Annotated in this window: 18 protein-coding genes; 3 read left to right on the forward strand and 15 right to left on the reverse strand. The window is 56.8% G+C overall.

Going from position 1 to position 17,779, the window contains the following annotated elements; translation table 11 throughout:
- Nucleotides 1–87 precede the first annotated feature (87 nt).
- The 13 genes from grpM to OQV00_RS10010 all read right to left on the reverse strand — a co-directional run bounded on the left by grpM (nt 88) and on the right by OQV00_RS10010 (nt 11,998).
- A complete protein-coding gene (gene grpM / locus OQV00_RS09950) occupies nt 88–2,631 on the reverse strand; it encodes a glycyl radical diol dehydratase GrpM (protein WP_266280249.1) in 2,544 nt (847 codons plus the stop codon).
- A gap of 78 nt (nt 2,632–2,709) precedes the next feature.
- A complete protein-coding gene (locus OQV00_RS09955) occupies nt 2,710–3,285 on the reverse strand; it encodes a DJ-1/PfpI family protein (RefSeq protein WP_004863606.1) in 576 nt (191 codons plus the stop codon).
- 10 nt (nt 3,286–3,295) lie between these two features.
- On the reverse strand, nt 3,296–3,595 hold the full coding sequence (locus tag OQV00_RS09960; RefSeq protein ID WP_004863604.1) for a hypothetical protein: 300 nt from the start codon (nt 3,593–3,595) through the stop codon (nt 3,296–3,298).
- A gap of 25 nt (nt 3,596–3,620) precedes the next feature.
- Complete coding sequence (locus OQV00_RS09965; protein WP_015584071.1) at nt 3,621–5,135, reverse strand: aldehyde dehydrogenase family protein; 1,515 nt, start codon at nt 5,133–5,135, stop codon at nt 3,621–3,623.
- A 41-nt stretch (nt 5,136–5,176) separates the two neighbouring features.
- Nucleotides 5,177–5,962, reverse strand: coding sequence for a propanediol utilization microcompartment protein PduB (gene pduB / locus OQV00_RS09970; RefSeq protein ID WP_015584072.1), 786 nt, complete (start codon nt 5,960–5,962; stop codon nt 5,177–5,179).
- 21 nt (nt 5,963–5,983) lie between these two features.
- On the reverse strand, nt 5,984–6,265 hold the full coding sequence (grpH, locus tag OQV00_RS09975; RefSeq protein ID WP_004863596.1) for a propanediol utilization system shell hexameric protein GrpH: 282 nt from the start codon (nt 6,263–6,265) through the stop codon (nt 5,984–5,986).
- A 203-nt stretch (nt 6,266–6,468) separates the two neighbouring features.
- Nucleotides 6,469–7,680 carry a propionate kinase gene (gene tdcD / locus OQV00_RS09980; protein ID WP_004863591.1) on the reverse strand — a complete coding sequence of 404 codons (1,212 nt, stop codon included), beginning with the start codon at nt 7,678–7,680 and terminating at the stop codon, nt 6,469–6,471.
- A gap of 25 nt (nt 7,681–7,705) precedes the next feature.
- Nucleotides 7,706–8,215, reverse strand: coding sequence for a GlcG/HbpS family heme-binding protein (locus OQV00_RS09985; RefSeq protein ID WP_200382637.1), 510 nt, complete (start codon nt 8,213–8,215; stop codon nt 7,706–7,708).
- A gap of 18 nt (nt 8,216–8,233) precedes the next feature.
- Entirely contained in the window at nt 8,234–8,506 is a 273-nt protein-coding gene (locus OQV00_RS09990) for a EutN/CcmL family microcompartment protein (protein WP_004863583.1), read from the reverse strand.
- A complete protein-coding gene (locus tag OQV00_RS09995) occupies nt 8,488–9,243 on the reverse strand; it encodes a hypothetical protein (protein ID WP_097357740.1) in 756 nt (251 codons plus the stop codon). Before OQV00_RS09995 ends, OQV00_RS09990 begins: the two co-directional genes overlap by 19 nt.
- Nucleotides 9,244–9,254: 11 nt before the next feature.
- Nucleotides 9,255–10,073: an ethanolamine utilization protein EutJ gene (gene eutJ / locus OQV00_RS10000; protein ID WP_004863579.1), complete on the reverse strand. Its 819-nt coding sequence runs from the start codon at nt 10,071–10,073 to the stop codon at nt 9,255–9,257.
- The gene (gene pduL, locus OQV00_RS10005; RefSeq protein ID WP_266280252.1) at nt 10,066–10,758 is read right to left on the reverse strand and encodes a phosphate propanoyltransferase; all 693 of its coding nucleotides are present in this window, start codon (nt 10,756–10,758) and stop codon (nt 10,066–10,068) included. Before pduL ends, eutJ begins: the two co-directional genes overlap by 8 nt.
- A 124-nt stretch (nt 10,759–10,882) precedes the next feature.
- Nucleotides 10,883–11,998: a 1-propanol dehydrogenase PduQ gene (locus OQV00_RS10010; RefSeq protein ID WP_064358972.1), complete on the reverse strand. Its 1,116-nt coding sequence runs from the start codon at nt 11,996–11,998 to the stop codon at nt 10,883–10,885.
- A gap of 557 nt (nt 11,999–12,555) precedes the next feature.
- On the opposite strand from OQV00_RS10010, the gene OQV00_RS10015 reads away from it, so the two are divergent.
- Nucleotides 12,556–12,957 (forward strand): RidA family protein, encoded by a 402-nt coding sequence (locus OQV00_RS10015; protein WP_064356951.1) that lies wholly within the window; start codon nt 12,556–12,558, stop codon nt 12,955–12,957.
- On the opposite strand, the gene OQV00_RS10020 is transcribed toward OQV00_RS10015, so the two are convergent.
- Complete coding sequence (locus tag OQV00_RS10020) at nt 12,901–13,863, reverse strand: LysR family transcriptional regulator (protein WP_004863566.1); 963 nt, start codon at nt 13,861–13,863, stop codon at nt 12,901–12,903. The two genes, OQV00_RS10015 and OQV00_RS10020, sit on opposite strands and share 57 nt — an antisense overlap.
- Nucleotides 13,864–13,956: 93 nt before the next feature.
- Between OQV00_RS10020 and OQV00_RS10025 the strand changes: the two genes are divergently transcribed.
- Nucleotides 13,957–14,790 carry an SDR family oxidoreductase gene (locus tag OQV00_RS10025; RefSeq protein ID WP_260595705.1) on the forward strand — a complete coding sequence of 278 codons (834 nt, stop codon included), beginning with the start codon at nt 13,957–13,959 and terminating at the stop codon, nt 14,788–14,790.
- Nucleotides 14,791–15,140: 350 nt separating this feature from the next.
- Nucleotides 15,141–16,184: a fructose-asparagine asparaginase gene (fraE, locus tag OQV00_RS10030; protein ID WP_004863557.1), complete on the forward strand. Its 1,044-nt coding sequence runs from the start codon at nt 15,141–15,143 to the stop codon at nt 16,182–16,184.
- Between the two features lie 389 nt (nt 16,185–16,573).
- On the opposite strand, the gene ychF is transcribed toward fraE, so the two are convergent.
- Nucleotides 16,574–17,668, reverse strand: coding sequence for a redox-regulated ATPase YchF (gene ychF, locus OQV00_RS10035; RefSeq protein WP_004863554.1), 1,095 nt, complete (start codon nt 17,666–17,668; stop codon nt 16,574–16,576).
- Nucleotides 17,669–17,779 lie beyond the last annotated feature (111 nt).

Raw genomic sequence — 17,779 nt, forward strand, 5'->3', positions numbered from 1 at the left:
ACCACCAGGCAACAGCAAGTCAGCCGCTAAAATCGGGTCTGATAAAGGGCCATACGTTGCCGTATGGCCCTGGCAGGTCAGGCAAAATCAGAATTGCTGTTCGGTGCGGCTGATGATGTCATCCTGGACTTCTTTCGCCAGTACCACGAACTGCGCGCTATAGCCCGCAACGCGAACCACCAGGTCCTGATGCTGCTGCGGATTTTTCTGCGCCTCCAGCAACGTGTTGCGATCGATAACGTTAAACTGTACGTGCATCCCTTTCTTATCGAAGTAGTTACGCACCAGACCGCCAAAGTTTCGCAGACCCTTTTCCCCCGCCAGCGAGGAGGGCAGGAATTTCTGGTTGTAGAGCGTTCCGTTCGAGGCGATAAAGTGATCCAGTTTGGCTACCGAGTTGGCTGCGGCGGTCGGGCCGAGGGTATCTTTCCCCTGGCGCGGCGATACGCCGTCGGCAAGCGGCTCTTTCGCCAGGCGACCGTCCGGCAGGGCGCTCACATCTTTACCAAACAGCACGTTCGCCGACACCGGATAGATACCGGCCTGGAAACGTCCGCCGCGTGGGTTGGTGTACTTCTCCACTTCCTGACAGTAGATCAGCGCGCATTGACGGGCGACAAGATCCACGTCGTCGATGTCGTTACCGAAACACGGCGTATTTTCCAGAATATGGCGAATCTCTTCATAACGCGGATTGCCTGCCGATGGGGCCGGACTGGCGCTGGCGAGCTGACGATAGACTTCGTTTTTTATCTCTGCCGGGTTCAGCGAGCCGTGCCGGTCGATAATGCGTTTGACCACTTCGTAAATATCCTGCTCGCCGAGAGAGGATTTTGCCGCCGCGCTATGCGCGGTGCCGCCGACCGGGTAGCCGAAGTTGGCATCCAGCGCGCCCTTCAGTTCCTGGAGCGTCAGGCGGCGATCCTCAAACACCTGTTTTTGGATGGCGTAGACGGAGTCGCCGGTATCGGCAATGCCGAACGCCTGCGGGCCGGTAAAGTTGTAAATCGCGCCGCCTTCCTGCAGGGATTTACCACGGCCAATGCAGTCATCGACCAGAGCGGACAGGAACGGCAGAGGGCAGCGTTCGCCGTGGGCGATGTCGACGCTGTTGCACGCTTCGACCAGCTGGTGCACAAAGTGCGCCATCTGTTTTTTGAAGGCCGCATAGAAGTCATCCATGCCGGTGTACTGGGTCATCTCACCGGTCATCGGGCCAAGCTGTTTGTTTCCTGAGCGGCCGTTGTTAAGGGTAATCTCCAGGACCTTCGCGACGTTGAAGAACGCCGCGTCGTGCCAGCCTTCGGTGCGATGTGGCGCCTGCGGCTCCACGCAGCCAATGATGCAATAGTCGCGGGCATCATGCAGCGAGACGCCGCGGTTTTGCAGCGCCGGGATAATCACTTCATCGTTGTACATGGCCGGTACGCCAAGTCCCAGACGGACCAGCTCGCAGGCGCGATAGAGAAACTCATCCGGCGTGCCTTGCCAGACGCGAATCGAGAAAGAGGGCTGCGGCAAACGCACGTGGGCCGTGGCTTCCATGCACATGTAGGTTAACGGGTTGGTGGCATCACGGCCGTCTTCCGTCTGACCGCCGACGCACAGGTTCTGGAACACGGCGTAGCCGGCGAAGGCCTGGGCAGAAACCTCATCGCGGGTTTTGTTGATATCGTTTAGCTTGATCCAGCAGCAGTCCACCAGCTCCTGGGCAAATTCGCTGCTGATGGCGGTATCTGCCGCCAGATACGGATACATGTACTGATCGAAACGGCCGGGAGAAATTGAGTGGCCGCTGGATTCAATCTGCAGCATGCTCTGAATAAACCAGAAGGTCTGGCAGGCTTCCCAGAAGGTTGTCGCGCCATATTCCGGCACGCGGGTACAGTTGCTGGCAATCTGTTCCAGCTCGTGCTGACGGGTTGGGTCGCGTTCTTCACGGGCAAGGCGCGAGGCTTCCTGCGCGTAGCGATGGGCGAAATTGATTGCCGCCTGATAGCTCAGAATAACGGCGTTGTAGAACTGCTCTTTTTTGATGTAATCGGGGGTGCTGCGATCGAGTTTCTCCAGCGCGCGGGTGACTTCATCGATGATCCCGCGAAAGCCGATTTTCAGTACCTTGCCATAGTCGACGCTGACGTGTCCGACACCGCCGAAGAAGTAGTTGCCGACGGTGAAAACGCCGTTGCCCATGCTCTCTTTTGTCCCTTCGGACATATAGGAGGCGGCGAGCGAACTGGTGGTTTTACCCGGCCAGTATTTAAAGGCCTGGTGGAGCTCATCGGCGGTTTTTTTCTCAATGATGAACGGGTCGGCAACGCGGTGCGCCATGGTGTCGAACTCTTTTTCGACCCAGTCATAAGAGAATTCAGGACAAATTTCTGTCGAACGTGGATTAATCGTGACGGCGCCGACGATTAACTCGTCAGGGCGAATAGTGACCGGCAGTTCGTTAAATATTTTCTCAACGACTTTTGCCCGCCGCATAATAGCGGGAAGCTGCTCATTTTCTTTATATGCCTCGGTTGCCAGCACCGCACGTTCAGATTCTACATACGGTTTAGCATGCAGAATCATATTTTTGAGTCTTACTACACGATCGGTCGGATGAGTAAAGCCTTTCTCTAACATACAATAACTCCCGAAATGATATAAGCGTGGGGTTTTTCCACACCTGAGTTTTTTTACCTGACGGTAGGGCCGGGTACGCTAGCTAATAGTGTTGCTGCCGATTAAACTAATAAATTGACGTAATATTTCCGGGTGCGCCATCCAGGTCGTCGCGGTGACAAGATTGCCGTCATGTACCGCCTCGTGGTCTGCGGCGCTCACCCAGATGCCGCCAGCCATTTCAACTTCAGGCTTTAAGGTGAAATATCCCGTCAGCGTTTTGCCTTTTAATATGCCGGCAGCAACCAGAATTTGTGGTCCATGACATATAGCGGCAATCGGTAGCGCAATATTATTGGCGCAGTGGATGATATTTAATACCATCCGGTTGAGACGTAAATATTCCGGAGCGCGGCCGCCGGCAAGATATATTCCACAATATTCCTGTATCCTGACTTCATCAAAAGAGGCGGTTAAGCGGAACAGATGGCCCGGTTTTTCGCTATAGGTTTGATCGCCCTCAAAATCATGAATCGCGGTCTTTATATATTCCCCACAGCGTTTCCCGGGGCACACCACATCCACTCTGAAACCTAACATGCTTAATGCCTGCCATGGCACCATGACTTCATAGTCTTCAGAGAAATCGCCTGCCAGAAGCAAAATTCTTTTCATAAGCGAACTCTCAGAACGTACTGTCATCATCCTCAATAATACGCATGGCTTCATTCACTGCGGCGATCTCGCCGAACAGCGCCAGCGTCGTGATATGCTGCGGACAGCTGCCAAAGATCTCCGATACCGCAACATGTGCGCTTTTACTTGCCAGATCGGCGTAAAAGTACAGATCCGGTACCGGCAACATAATCAACCCGATAGCGTCGATGCGGATACTTTCCAGCCGGTTGCGAGATTCCGAAGGCATCCGCCTTTTCAGCATGGCGAGCGTTTCCGGCGTCGGCGCGTTGATAATGCGTTTTTTCATGATCGAGTCAGCCATCCTGCTTCAGTCAACGAATATTGAGCGCTTCAACCATCACGCAGCGACGGTGCCTGGCGTAGGAGCGTGCTGAGGTCAGGCCTTCACCGGTCGGACCGGCAATGGTAAATGTCGCATGTCCTTCGCCGCCAACGCCCAACCCGGCATATGACGGGCCATTTTTGACAAAAATAGTGGTCTGGATCAGCCGCGCCATTTTGGTCAGTTTTTCAACGTTGGTAGAGTGCATCATGGCCGTGTGACGATGACCATGTTCAACTTTCACCGCCAGATCGATCGCTTCATCGACGTTCTCCACTCTGACCACCGGCAAAACCGGCATCATAAGTTCGTGCAGCACGAATGGATGGTCACGTTCGGTTTCAATCAGGATAACTTTGATCTCCTCCGGCACGCTGATACCGATTTGCTGCAGAATGTAGCGCGCATCTTTCCCCACCAATGCGGTACTCGGGCCGTTTCCTTTTTCATTCAGCACCAGCGCCTGTAACTGCTGAATATGTTGTTTGTCGCACAGCAGCCAGGCGCCGCTTTTTTTCATGCAGTGGATGAGATAGTCCGCCACTTCATTGACGACAATGACCTCTTTTTCCGCCACGCAGGGGAGGTTGTTATCGAAGCTGCAGCCGTTGATGATATCGCGGGCGGCTTTCTCGATATTGGCGGTTTCATCAACCACAACGGGAGGATTGCCCGCGCCGGCGCCAATCGCTTTCTTACCGGACGACATCACGGTTTTCACTATCGCCGGCCCGCCGGTGGCGACCAGCATATTGATACGCGCGTCGCCGATTAAGGCATTGGTGTTGTCAATCGACGGGCTGGCGACCGTGACCACCAGACTGGCGGGGGCGCCAAGTCGGGCCAGCTGTTGATTGATTAGCGTGACGCAGTACAACGACACCTGGCGCGAACGCGGATGCGGGCTAAAGACCACGGCGTTGCCGGCGGCCAGCATACCGAGAGTATTGTTGATAATGGTCTCGGTCGGATTGGTGGTAGGGGTGATCGAACCAATGACGCCATAGGCGGAGTATTCGGTCAGCGTCAGGCCGCCATCTCCGCTGATTGCGGCGGTGATGAGATCTTCAACTCCTGGGGTTTTTTGCGCGGCAACGCGGTTTTTCACCATCTTGTCGGCATAATTTCCCATTCCGGTCTCTTCCACCGCCATGGTCGAGAGCGCGTGCAAAATCTCTTCCTGCAGGAAAAACTGGCGAATGCCGTCAACAAAGCGGGCGCGATCCTGCATTGAGCAGTGGCGATACTGGATGTACGCCTGCTGTGCCGCGGTAATCGCGGCATCCATGGTGGCAAAAACACCGTCACCGGCGCTCCCGTCGACAGGCGCTGCGGGAGCGGCTCCGGCCTGGCTTGCCAGTACGCTGGCCACAATCGCGTCGATGCTGCCGCGATCGAGCGGTGTGGCGGCTGCCGGCGCAGGCTGTTCGGGCGCTGGTGCCGTCGTTTTGGTATATTTACTCAGCACGCGGGAGACGGCCTGAGTAATATCAAGATCGTTCATGCTGTATCTTCCTTACTTCGCTTCGCTCGTGGGTGCCACCATCAAATGTACGGCGTCGTGGTCGATTTGATCGGCGCCGGATCGAGCGTAGCCAGCAGCTGTTTCCCGACGTCTCTGGCGGCGATGACCGCCTGGCGTACCGCGCCGGAATCACCGGCAAACGTGAAGATCACTTCGTTACTGAAGCTGGTGCCGTGCGCCGGGCTGGCGTAACCCACCGGCTCGATGACGGCGGCTTTGGCTGCGGCGTCGGCGACTACCACGCCAATCGCCGCCGGTGAAGCGCAGGTCATGCCGAAAGATTTACCCAGCGGGGCACCGAAGGCTTTATTGAGCGCGCTGCTGGCGCGGGCGGTGTACTGGAACTCCAGATGACCGGCCGGCGAGCCATAAACATCGCCCATGGTGCGTTGAATTTCGCCCAACGCGACTTCAACCGCGCGACGAACATCGGAGACATCGGAGGCGCCGAAAATGATCAGGCAACCATGCCCACCGCCGCCCTCGGTATCGCGAGCCAGCTCAATAGAGAGAATTTCACTGTTGGTGGCTTTAATGGCCTCATCCGCGGCAAATATATGCGGACCGGCCCCGGTCCGGGCGCCAAGAATACCGATGGAGCGATATTTCTTGTCGATATTCATGACTTCATGTAATTGATGATCAACATTGGCAATAACTAATCCAATGGTATGCCCGAGGGCCGTTCCGACAAATTCAGTTAAACCGCAACCGATAAAGCTGGCCGGCGTTTTATTATTTGCGCGATCATCAGTCTGTTTGTGCATTACTTCAGATATAATCTGCTCAACAAGATTATCTCTCATGGTCGGTATCCTCTGGCTTTATTAACTGACAGCTTTCGGCAGGATTTTTTCCACTTCAATATGTGGGCGCGGAATCACATGTACGGAGACCAGTTCACCGACTTTACCTGCCGCTGCTGAGCCTGCGTCCGTTGCCGCTTTGACTGCGCCGACGTCGCCGCGCACCATGACGGTAACCAACCCGGAACCAATTTTTTCATAACCGACCAGGGTGACGTTAGCGGATTTAACCATGGTATCTGCGGCTTCAATTGCGGAAACCAGACCTTTTGTTTCAACCATACCTAATGCTTCTTGTTGCATAACGACCTCAATATTTCCAGGTGAGAGTAAAAGCAAGTTATGAATTAACCGATAAAGGTTGAGTTCATAGACTTAATAAATTCATGCACTACGATGTTATTGCGTCAGAGACAAAATGTTTTGCCCGGCAGAGAGACTTTCTTGTTTTCCCGTTTTCAGCTGGACAATAAAATCCTCCCCGTATGACTACTTTCAGGACGCGCTCAGGCCGCGCCTTCCAGCAAGGGGGCAAGCGCGGCCGCATCCTCGGCAATCATCCGCTCCTCATTGGTGGGAATGACCGCCACAATCGGTGAGCCGGGGCGCGAGATAATGCCCTGCCGGCCGGCAAACATTTGCGCATTGCGCGCGGCGTCAAGCTGCACGCCAAATATCGCCAGCCGTTCGGCGGTCAGCTCGCGGATCAGCGCCGAGTTTTCCCCGATGCCGCCGGTAAAGATCAGCGCGTCAAAGCGATGCAGCGAAGCGAGATGGGCGCCAAGGTGGCGGGCAAGCCGGTGAACCATGACATCAATCGCGAGGGTGGCCCGGGGATCGCCGTTGTCGCGCGCCTCTTGTAACGTGCGGCAATCGCTGGAAAGACCCGACAGACCGAACAATCCCGCCTCGTTATTGACCATCTTGTAAAGTGATTCGATAGTCTGTCCGGTGCAGCGGGCAATATAGGCCGCGGCGCCAAAATCCAGATCGCCGCAGCGCGTTCCCATCACCAGCCCTTCAAGCGGCGTCATGCCCATCGAAGTGTCGACACTCTGCCCGTTTTTCACCGCGCAGACTGACGAGCCATTGCCGAGATGGGCAATAAGCAGGCCGTGGTTAGCGGGGTTGAGACCCAGGCGCGCGACGGCTTCGGCGGCGATAAAGCGATGGGAGGTGCCGTGGAAGCCATAGCGTCTGACCTGATGCTGGTGTAAATACTCCAGCGGGATGGCATAGGTATAGGCTTCCGGCGGTAGCGTCTGATGAAAGGCGGTATCAAACACCGCCACCTGCGGCAGCGCGGGTAACAGCGCCATGGCGGCTTCAATGCCAATCAGGTTGGCGGGATTGTGCAGCGGCGCCAGCGCCGACAGTTCACGGATACGCTCGATGACCGACGCCGTGAGCCGCACCGAATGTTTGAAATCATTCCCGCCGTGCGCCACCCGATGACCGATGGCGCAGACCTGCGGCAGCAGCCCCTGCTCTGCGAGCCGGGCGAACAGCGCCTCCAGCGCGCAGGTATGGCTGGCACCGTCAGGCAACCCGCTGGTCGTCTTCCCTTGCGCATCGTTAAAGGTAATGCAGGCCTGGTGTAGCCCCAGCTTTTCGGCCAGCCCGGAGAGCACCGGGGTCTCCTGATTGCGCGGGATGACGGAGAACTTGAGAGAAGATGAACCACAGTTAATAACCAGAACCAGTGATGCTGACGACATGATGACCCCTGTCTGTATCCGTTTTTTAGAGAGATTCATTGAATGGTGTGAGCAAAAATCGCTCGCGGCTGAAGCGCGCCAGAGTCTGCGTGGCAATCGCGATATCTTCCTCGACGCTCCCGCCGCTGATGCCGATACCGCCGAGCAGCACGCCGGCCGACCAGCAGGGCAGCCCACCGCCAAAGCAGCAAAGACCTTGCGTATGCGACAAGCCGTACAGGCTGGCGCCAGGCAATACGTCGGCCGCGAGTCGGTGGGTCGGCATCCTGAGCGCCACGGCGGTCCATGCTTTTTGCGTGGCCAGCGTATGGCTGATGAGCAGGGCGTTATCCTGACTAAAGAAGTAGCGCTGCAGGCCGTGGGTATCCACCAGGCTAAAAACAATGGGCACATTCGCGTTGTTCGCGGCATCGATGGCACAGTGCGCCAGTAATGCCGCGTCCGTCAGCGTCAGCGAGGCCGGAGACGGCGCTAACTGACGCGAAATGGCCGCGTTGATACGGCGATCCAGTTCGGCGTTCGGGGGGGTGTGCATGTTTTTCCTCCGTGGCGCTTACTGGCCGTTAAGATCGAGCGAGTCAACAATGCCGACTACGGCAGCATCAATCACCGAGTGCTCTTTGCTGGTGGTCATCCGCGCGGAGCTACCGGTGGTGACGATGACCGTTTCCCCGTTTCCGGCGCCGACAAAATCGACGGCGACCTGCGCCGTGCCGGTGGGCTGATAGTGTTCATCCAGGCGGGCGACAATCAGCAGCTTTGCGCCATTGAGCGAAGCATGTTTGGTCGTCGACACCAGTGCCCCGGTTACTTTTGCCAGATACATATTTCCTCCTGGTGGCTCTGCACCATGACAATACCGCGGTCGCGAATTTCATCGCGTGCGGCGGGAGTGATGAGCGTCCGGTGTCCAACGGACAGGACCGCGCCCGCGGGATGCTGGCGCACATCGCTGAGCGTGATCAGCGGCTTACCGCCGGGCGCCGTCGGCCTCTGTGCCGGGTTCGCCGTGGGGCGGCCGATAATCGTGATGCCATACTCCCCGAGAGTGGCGACGTAACCGGCCAGCCGTGCCCGCAATGCCGGGGGGAGCTGGCTGGCGGCGTCATCCCGGCATTCGGTATTGAGCGTGACGATGATAGGCCTGGCCAGACTCAGGGCGTGAAAAACCCAGCGACACACCCGGTTATCGCGAATACCTAAAGCGATTTTGCTCAGGCTGTTGGTGGACAGCGAGGGCAGATACAGGCCGCTGAACGTCTCTTCTGTCGGGCAGGGATCCCGGTCGTCGCACAGCGCCTCAACATCGCGATGCGCCAGAGCCTCCATGCAGGTGGAGTGCAACGACGCCTGGATGGCGCTATGGGAAAAGGTCATCACCAGGAGATAGCCGCGCCGGTTCAGCGCCGTCAGACAATCCAGCGTCGTCGGGAGCGTGGCGAGATCCTCGCCGCTTAATACCACGCGCATAACCTTGCCGTGGTCTTGCAGGCGCCGCCGGCGTTGAGCCAGCAGGTCTGCAATGAGGCTGTCGAGCCGGTATGAGAGTTGCTGTGCATCCATTGTGGTTCTCCTCAGCGGCTGCGCATGGCGATGCCAAGCGGCGTCACCAGCAGCGGCTGCTGCGCCTGAATGACCCGTTTGCCGGTGGCGTGGCGAAAAACGTCGGCAAACTGGCGGAAGCTGCTGGCGCCTCCGACCAGGTAAATGTCGTCGACCGGATAGCCCGCCAGCCAGCCGGCGACCAGATGAGCCATCTTTTCAGCCACCGGACGGACCACGGTAAAGATCTGTTCCTCCTCCTCCGGACACTTTTTCAACGCTTCCGCTTCGGCAAAAGGCATGCCCAGGGCGCCCGCGAGTACCAGGGTCATATGGTTGCCTCCGGTCGGCTCATCGGCGCTGAAAATCACGTTGCCGTCGCGCAGAATGCTGATCCCGGTTGTCCCGCCGCCCACATCAACCACCGCGCCGTGGCGAATGTTTAAGGCCAGCGCGGCGGCTACCGGTTCATCAACCACGTCGGTCACCTCCAGTCCGGCGGCCTCCACCATATTGACGATCACTTTGGTGTTCCCGGCGGTGATTCCCGGCGGGATGGCCGTCGCCGCGCGGGTGAGGGGGCATCCGAGGCGCTCTTCGAGCGCTGTTTTCAGCCCGCTCACCACCCGGCTGGCGGTCAGGAAATCCACCACCACGCCGTCTTTCACCGCCCGTGAAGGATGGCTGATGCCGGCGACGGGGTTATCGTTTTCATCCAGCACAACCACGGCGATATTGGCCGTGCCCGGATCGACACCCACTTTCAGCGCGCCTGCCCAGGCGCGGCATCCGCCCAGGCTGACCAGCTCCGCCAATGCGTTCAGCCGCCTGGTTGCTGTGCTGTCAGTCATGGTGGCGTTCCGCAAACGCGCGCTGGACGCAGTCGCCGTTACGCAAGCCAAAGCCGTTGGCCTCCTCAACATCAACATGCATTTCCAGCACCGCATCCGCGCTCACCCGGACCACCACGTGGCTGAGAATGCCGCCGCGATAGCCGTCGATACGCACGTCAATCTCCATCCCGTCGCGCAGGGCGTGGCGCTCGGCGTCGGCGGGCGAAATATGAATATGGCGCCAGGCGACAATAGCGCCATCCGTTTTGCTGACCCGTCCGCGCGGGCCAATAATCTCGATCCCCGGCGAGTCCTGTAGATCGCCGGACATTCTTAGGGGGGCTTTGACGCCGAGGATAAAGCTGTCGAAGACGGAGATTTCAACCTGGGTGGCGCTGCGCAGCGGGCCAAGGACGCGTACTCTGGTCAGCTCCCCCTTTGGCCCGCGCAGAGTCACCGTCTCTTCGGCGGCATACTGGCCCGGCTGTTTGACCGCCTTCATGCGGGTGAGGGTGGTGCCATAGCCAAACAGAATGTCCATATCTTCCCGGCTCAGATGAACGTGGCGGTTAGAGATGCCAACGGGGATACGCAACGTCTGTGCGGCGAGTGGGGCACCGGCCGCCGCCCCGGGGCCACGGGCCTTGAGTTCCTGAAGAATTTCCCGGGTGATTAATTCGGCTTGCTGCTGGGTGTCATTCATAGCGTCAACAACCTGAAAGTGATGAAAGGAGCGATACAAGCATATTCAGTCCCGCGTTGGCCTTTTTGCTGTTGCGCAGGACTTTTTTGACGGTCCGCCGGGCGCAGGACAATCTTGTCCAGATTTAGCCGGCGATGGCGGTCAGCAAGCGGTCTACATCAGCGGCGCGGGGCTGGCAGGGATTGGTTTGCGTGCAGCCATCCCCTAAGGTCGCCGCGATCAGCGCCTGACGCAGGGATTCCACAGCCGTCCGGTCTTTTCCCAGCGCCTGCAGTGTGGCGGGAATACCAAAATGGTGATTCATATCGCGAATGCTGCCGATTAGCGCGCGCAGAGTTTGCTCCGGCGTGGCGGCCTGGATGCCCATAATGGCGGCGCATTTCAGGTATCTCATCCGCGCGTGCGGGGCGTGGCGGGCATTGTGCTCAATAATCAACGGCAGCAGCATGGCGTTAATTTTGCCGTGTGGGATATGCAACATCCCGCCGATAGCGTGCGCCATACCGTGCACTAATCCCAGCCCCGCCGAATTAAACGCCATGCCGGCCATGCAGGAGGCGTTGTGCATATGGCCCCGCGCCGCAATATTATTCTCATCGCTAAAAACGTCGGGCAGGTGTTGCCAGACCAGCGCAATGGCTTTCTCGGCGAGCGCGTCGCTAAAATCATTGGCCCCCGTCGAAACCAGCGCCTCAATGGCGTGGGTCAGGACGTCCATGCCGGTATCCACCGCGACCTGACGAGGAACCGAGAGAACCAGGTTTGGGTCAAGGATGGCGCAGTCCGGGATCAGTTCATCGGCAATCAGCGGATATTTTCGGCCGTTTTGCGGATCGGAGATGATGGCGTAGGAGGTGACTTCGGAACCGGAACCGCTGGTGGTCGGAATGGCGATAAGTTCTATGGCGTGGCCGGGGAGGAACTCTTCCAGCGTAACCTTGATCCCTTTAGCGGCATCAAGAGCGGAGCCGCCGCCCAGCGCGATAATGACCTGCGGTTTAAAACTTTTAAACTGTGCGGCGCCGGCGTGCAGGATCTCCACGCTCGGGTCGGGTTTCACCTCGCTAAAAATAGAGACGCAGGCCTGCGGCATTTCATTAATCAGGTCGCGTGTTTTACCGGAGCTCACCATAAAGCTGTCGGTCACAATCGCCACCTTTTTATGGTTCAGCCGACGCAAGGTTTGAATTGCGTTTTCACCAAAATAGACGTCAGGAAGAGAAAAGAAATAGCTCGCTATCTTTCGATTACCTTATCCGTTGGGCGGATTGCGGGGAGGCAAATGCCGGATGTAAAAAGAGAGCGTATTGTGTCATGGGGGGATGAATAAGAAGCTGGCTATGCTTGTGCTAAGTCAGGATTTCGTTGCGGTACTCTTTTATTGCGGACAAAAAAGTGCAGGGGGGCATCGCGCCAGCGATGGTCTCTGGCCCTGATACGGGTCGGGACCGGAATTCTGGTATGCGTGAGGCGCTGGCGGTGCTGAGGCCAGGTGATAGTTTCTACGCTGAAGGCATTGCGTGCCCCTACTATGCTGTCGCGGCATGTGTTCCCGATCTGTTCGCTCCGCCGTTGCGGGTTAACGTCCTGCCACTGCCCGGCGTTGTTGCGGTCAGATGAGCGGTTTCAACTTCTCCTGTCTGCCCGACATGGGTTTTGTTGCCATTCCGCAATGAGCCACCGTTACCCTCTCCAGGTGAAAAATATTCACCGGCTCATGCCAGTCTGCGGGCATAGCGCCAGCAGATGCTGGCGCTTATCATCCCTGAACCCTTACAGGTCAGAGCAGGATAAAAGATGAGAAAGCCAGAAGATATCGTATTCCCCGCCGGGCAGCAGGCGCTGTATGAGCAAAACCGTTACTCTCCGGCGGTTAAATCCGGCGATTTTCTGTTTGTTTCCGGTCAGGTAGGAAGTCGGGAAGATGGTTCAGCGGAACCCGGGCTGGAGCAGGAGATCCGCCGGGCGTTCGATAACCTTAATGCGGTGCTGGCGGCCGCAGATTGTACGTTTGCCGATGTGGTTGATGTCACCATCTATCTGGTCGATGCGCAATCGACTCTCGACACGCTCTGGAAGGTGTTGCCGGAATACTGGGGAGATGCCCCCTGGCCGACGCTGACGGGCGTCGGCGTGAGCTGGCTATATGGCTTCCGTTTTGAAATCAAGGTCACCGCCCGCTTGCCCTCGCGGCAATGAAAATCGGTTCCGCTCTTTAATGAGATCGATCAGTGCGCGCAGGCTGGCGGGCATATGTCGGTTGGCCGGAAACCAGAGGCACAAACCCGGAATCGGCGGGCACCATGGCTCAAGTACGGTGACCAGTCGGCCATCCGCCAGCGCTGCGCGGGCGTGTACATCCGGGACATACGCGATCCCCAGACCGTTGATCGCGGCGTCTACCATCAGCGGCGAACTGTTTAGCGTCAGCGTTCCGGGCACATCCAGCAGGATGCTTTGACCGTGGCGGGAAAACTCCCAGCGGTAGCGTTTACCGCTGGGTAAACGCTGGCGAATGCACTGATGATGGGCCAGATCGTCCGGGCTCGCGGGAGCAGGATGCTGGCGCAGGTACGACGGCGACGCCACCGCCAGAAACCGCACATCTTCGCCAAAACGCACGGCCACCATATCCGCAGGGACGTCTTCCGCCAGACGGATCCCCGCATCAAAACCTTCGGCGACAATATCTACCAGCCGGCCATCTACCACCAGATCCAGCGACACGCCGGGATACCGTGTCATATAGTCCGGCACAATTGTCTGCAGCAGCAGGTGAATAGCTTCCTCTCCGCCATTGATACGCAGCGTGCCCACGGCCTGTCCTTGGGTATCGGCGATCTCTTCCAGCGCTTGTTCCAGCCCGTTGAGGTGCGGTGAAATGCGCCGCAGCAGCGCCTCTCCGGCCTCGGTCAGCGCCACGCTGCGGGTGGTGCGATGTAACAGACGGACGCCCAGACGCGATTCCAGCCCGCGAATGGCATGGCTTAACGTGGAACGAGTCACGCCGGAAAAATCGGCTGCACGACGAAAACTACGCTGTTCCGCTACGGCGATAAAGGCTTTCAGATCGGAAAGCGTCGGGGTTTTAACTGGTGATTTCATTTCACCTCTTCATGCCATTTGTTGAGTCTTATCGTGCTAATCATCATGCCATATCCTGTATCGGCGAGTTAAAGACTTTTCTGGAGGATAACGATGAGCAGCAAAACCTGGTTAATTACCGGTACTTCAACCGGTCTCGGACGCCTGATGACGGAGCGCCTGCTGGCGCGGGGCGACAAAGTGATTGCTACCCTACGCAAATCCGGCGCGCTGGATGATCTGCAGGCGCAATACAATGGGCGGCTTCATATCCTGCTGCTGGACGTTACGGATACTGACGCTGTACTCCGGACGGTGCAGCAGGCATTCGACTTCGCCGGGCGTATCGATGTGCTGGTCAGTAATGCGGGATACGGGCTCTTCGGCGCGGCGGAGGAGGTGAGCGATGCCCAGATTGACCGGCAGATTGCCACCAATCTCATCGGCCCGATTCAGCTTATTCGGGCCGCGTTACCCGCTCTGCGTCGGCAGGGAGGCGGACGTATTGTGCAGATATCGTCAGAAGGCGGGCAGATTGCCTGGCCGAATTTCAGCCTTTATCACGCTACCAAATGGGGGATTGAAGGATTTATTGAATCCGTCGCCCAGGAAGTGGCGCCTTTTGGCATCGATTTTATGATTGCCGAGCCCGGCCCGACGGCGACGAATTTTGCGGGCGGACTGGATACGGCTTCGCCGATGGCTTGTTATGACAACACGCCCGCCGGCGAAGTGCGTCGCGGTCTGGCGCAGGGAACTCTCGCTATTAACGGCGATGCGTCAAAAACCGTCGCTGTCATCATCGATGCCGCGAGTGGGGAAGCGCCGCCGTTTCGCCTGGCGCTGGGCAGTAAGGCGTACCGATCTATCAACGAGGCGCTGAACAGTCGGTTACAGGTGCTGGAGGATACCCGCGCGCTGGCGCTAAGTGTGGATAAAGATGCGTGATTGTCCGTGGGTAATATACACACCATCTGCAAAGAAGCAGGAGCGAGCATTTTTATTTCGTTTGGTTTTTACTGAAAACAACCGTTCTGCCGCTGAAATCTTAGCTGCCGCAGCTAACCTGCTGGTAAAGGTAAGCGCTGCTTGATGAGATAAGTGAATTGGGCCGGATGGTGAGTTTTTATGCCCGCTTTTCGTTCATCGCTGCACCAGCAGCGTGCGCAAAATGATTAAAATTCCTTTTTTTGCCTGAAAGTTAATCATATCTGCAGATAAAAAGAAAATTCCTCCTGGCAAGCCTTTTGCAATAGTACCTGGTGAATTTTAATTTTATCTTTTTGGGATGAGTAAATATGAAATTTAGCGCATTACTGGCAATGGCATTGCTGACAATAAGTACTTTCGCGTTAAGTGAGACGCATCTGCCGCATATTGTAATCCTTGCTACTGGCGGTACCATCGCCGGCTCGGCGGCGAGTAATACTCAGACTACAGGATATAAAGCCGGCGCAATTGGCGTACAGACGTTGATTAATGCCGTGCCTGAGATGAGTAAAGTGGCTCGCGTTGATGGAGAGCAGCTGGCAAACATTGGCAGTGAAAATATGACCAGCGAGATAATCCTCAAGCTATCAAAACGCGTCAACGAGCTGTTGGCCCGCGATGATGTGGATGGGGTCGTGATTACCCACGGAACGGACACCCTTGATGAGACGCCTTACTTCCTTAACCTGACCGTAAAAAGCAACAAGCCGGTGGTGTTTACGGCCGCGATGCGTCCGGCAACGGCAATCAGCGCGGATGGCCCGATGAATCTGCTGGAAGCGGTGACTGTAGCGGCTGACCCGGAGGCGAAAGGACGTGGAGTGATGGTGGTTCTTAACGATCGCATCGGCGCCGCCCGTTTTGTCACCAAAACCAATGCCACGACACTGGATACCTTCAAAGCGCCGGAAGAGGGGTATCTCGGGGTGATGGTGAGCGGTAAACCGCAGTTTGAAACCCGTGTTGATAAAATTCACACTGTACGCTCGGTATTTGATGTGCGTAACCTTAACGCATTGCCAAAAGTGGTCATTATCTACGGCTATCAGGACGACCCTGAATATATGTACGACGCGGCGATTGCGCATCATGTAGACGGTATTATTTATGCAGGCACCGGCGCGGGGTCGGTCTCTGTACGCAGTGCTGCGGGAATCAAAAAGGCGGAAAAAGCCGGTATCGTGGTTGTTCGCGCCTCACGTACGGGGAGCGGTGTTGTTCCGGTTGATGACGGCCAGCCTGGACTGGTGTCCGATTCGCTTAACCCGGCAAAAGCGCGAATTTTGCTGATGACGGCACTGACCCAAACTAAAAATCCGCAGCTCATTCAGCAATATTTTCACACTTACTAATTTCATCCGGAGATAGTTCCGGACCGGCCATAGCCGGGGTGGCCCCTGTTCGGGGCTACCCCTTTGTTTAACTGATGCCTGTGTTGATAGTCACCGATATGCTCCCGTATTCCGGGCCTCCGCTCCAGCGGCAGGGCAGGATCGGGGGGGGGCACCTGCGGCGTGGTGACGCTTTCCAGACGACAGAGCCGGATTATCTCAGTCAACGCTGGCTTGAATCGGGTTGGCTCCCACCACGACTGGCTTGCGCGTATGCTCATATTTCTGCCGCGCTTTCATGTAATGTGCCGGTGCGATGAAAATAAAAAAATCCACGCAATGGCGTGGATTTTATGGGTTTTTATGGTTTCCATGAGATTCAGTGAAACCTCACGAGAAAATAAAAACGATTAGACGTTGAACAGGAAGTTCATGACGTCGCCATCTTTAACGATGTAGTCTTTCCCTTCGGCGCGCATCTTGCCGGCTTCTTTTGCCCCTTGCTCACCTTTGTAAGTGATAAAGTCTTCATAGGCGATGGTCTGGGCGCGGATAAAGCCTTTTTCGAAGTCGGTGTGGATTTTACCTGCCGCCTGCGGAGCGGTCGCGCCCACAGGGATAGTCCACGCGCGAACTTCTTTGACGCCCGCGGTAAAGTAGGTCTGCAGGTTCAGCAGCTCGTAACCGGCACGGATCACGCGGTTCAGGCCCGGCTCTTCAAGACCCAGCTCGGCCATGAACTCATCGCGGTCGGCATCGTCCAGTTCAGCGATATCAGACTCGACAGCAGCGCACACGGCGACCACTACGGAGCCTTCAGCTGCGGCGATCTCACGAACTTTATCGAGGTACGGGTTGTTCTCAAAACCGTCTTCATTGACGTTAGCGATGTACATGGTTGGCTTCAGCGTCAGGAAGCTCAGGTATTTGATAGCGGCCTTGTCTTCTTCGGTCAGGTTTTTCAGCGCGCGCAGCATGCCGGCGTTTTCCAGCTGCGGCAGGCATTTTTCCAGCGCCGCCAGCTCGGCTTTCGCGTCTTTATCGCCGCCTTTAGCTTTCTTCTGTACGCGGTGAATCGCGCGTTCGCAGGTATCGAGGTCGGAAAGCGCCAGCTCGGTGTTGATCACATCGATGTCGTCTGCCGGATCCACTTTGTTATTCACGTGGATGATGTTGTCGTTCTCGAAGCAGCGCACCACGTGACCGATAGCTTCGGTTTCACGGATGTTGGTCAGGAACTGGTTACCCAGACCTTCGCCTTTGGACGCGCCTTTCACCAGGCCCGCGATGTCGACGAATTCCATGGTGGTCGGCAGAATGCGCTGTGGTTTGACGATTTCAGCCAGCTTGTCCAGACGCGGATCGGGCATCGGCACGACACCGGTGTTCGGCTCAATGGTACAGAAGGGGAAGTTGGCCGCTTCAATACCCGCTTTGGTGAGCGCATTGAACAGGGTGGATTTGCCGACGTTGGGCAAACCGACGATACCGCATTTGAATCCCATGATTTAAATCACCTTAATCTTTGGATAATCAACCCGTTACACTGAACAGATTGCAGAAAAGTAAATAGCTTTGCCTATTATACACGGTGCGCGGCAAAAATTCCGCACGTC

It is taken from the genome of Klebsiella sp. DY2415, from assembly GCF_026314315.1.
In the GTDB taxonomy this organism is placed as follows: Bacteria; Pseudomonadota; Gammaproteobacteria; order Enterobacterales; family Enterobacteriaceae; genus Klebsiella; species Klebsiella ornithinolytica.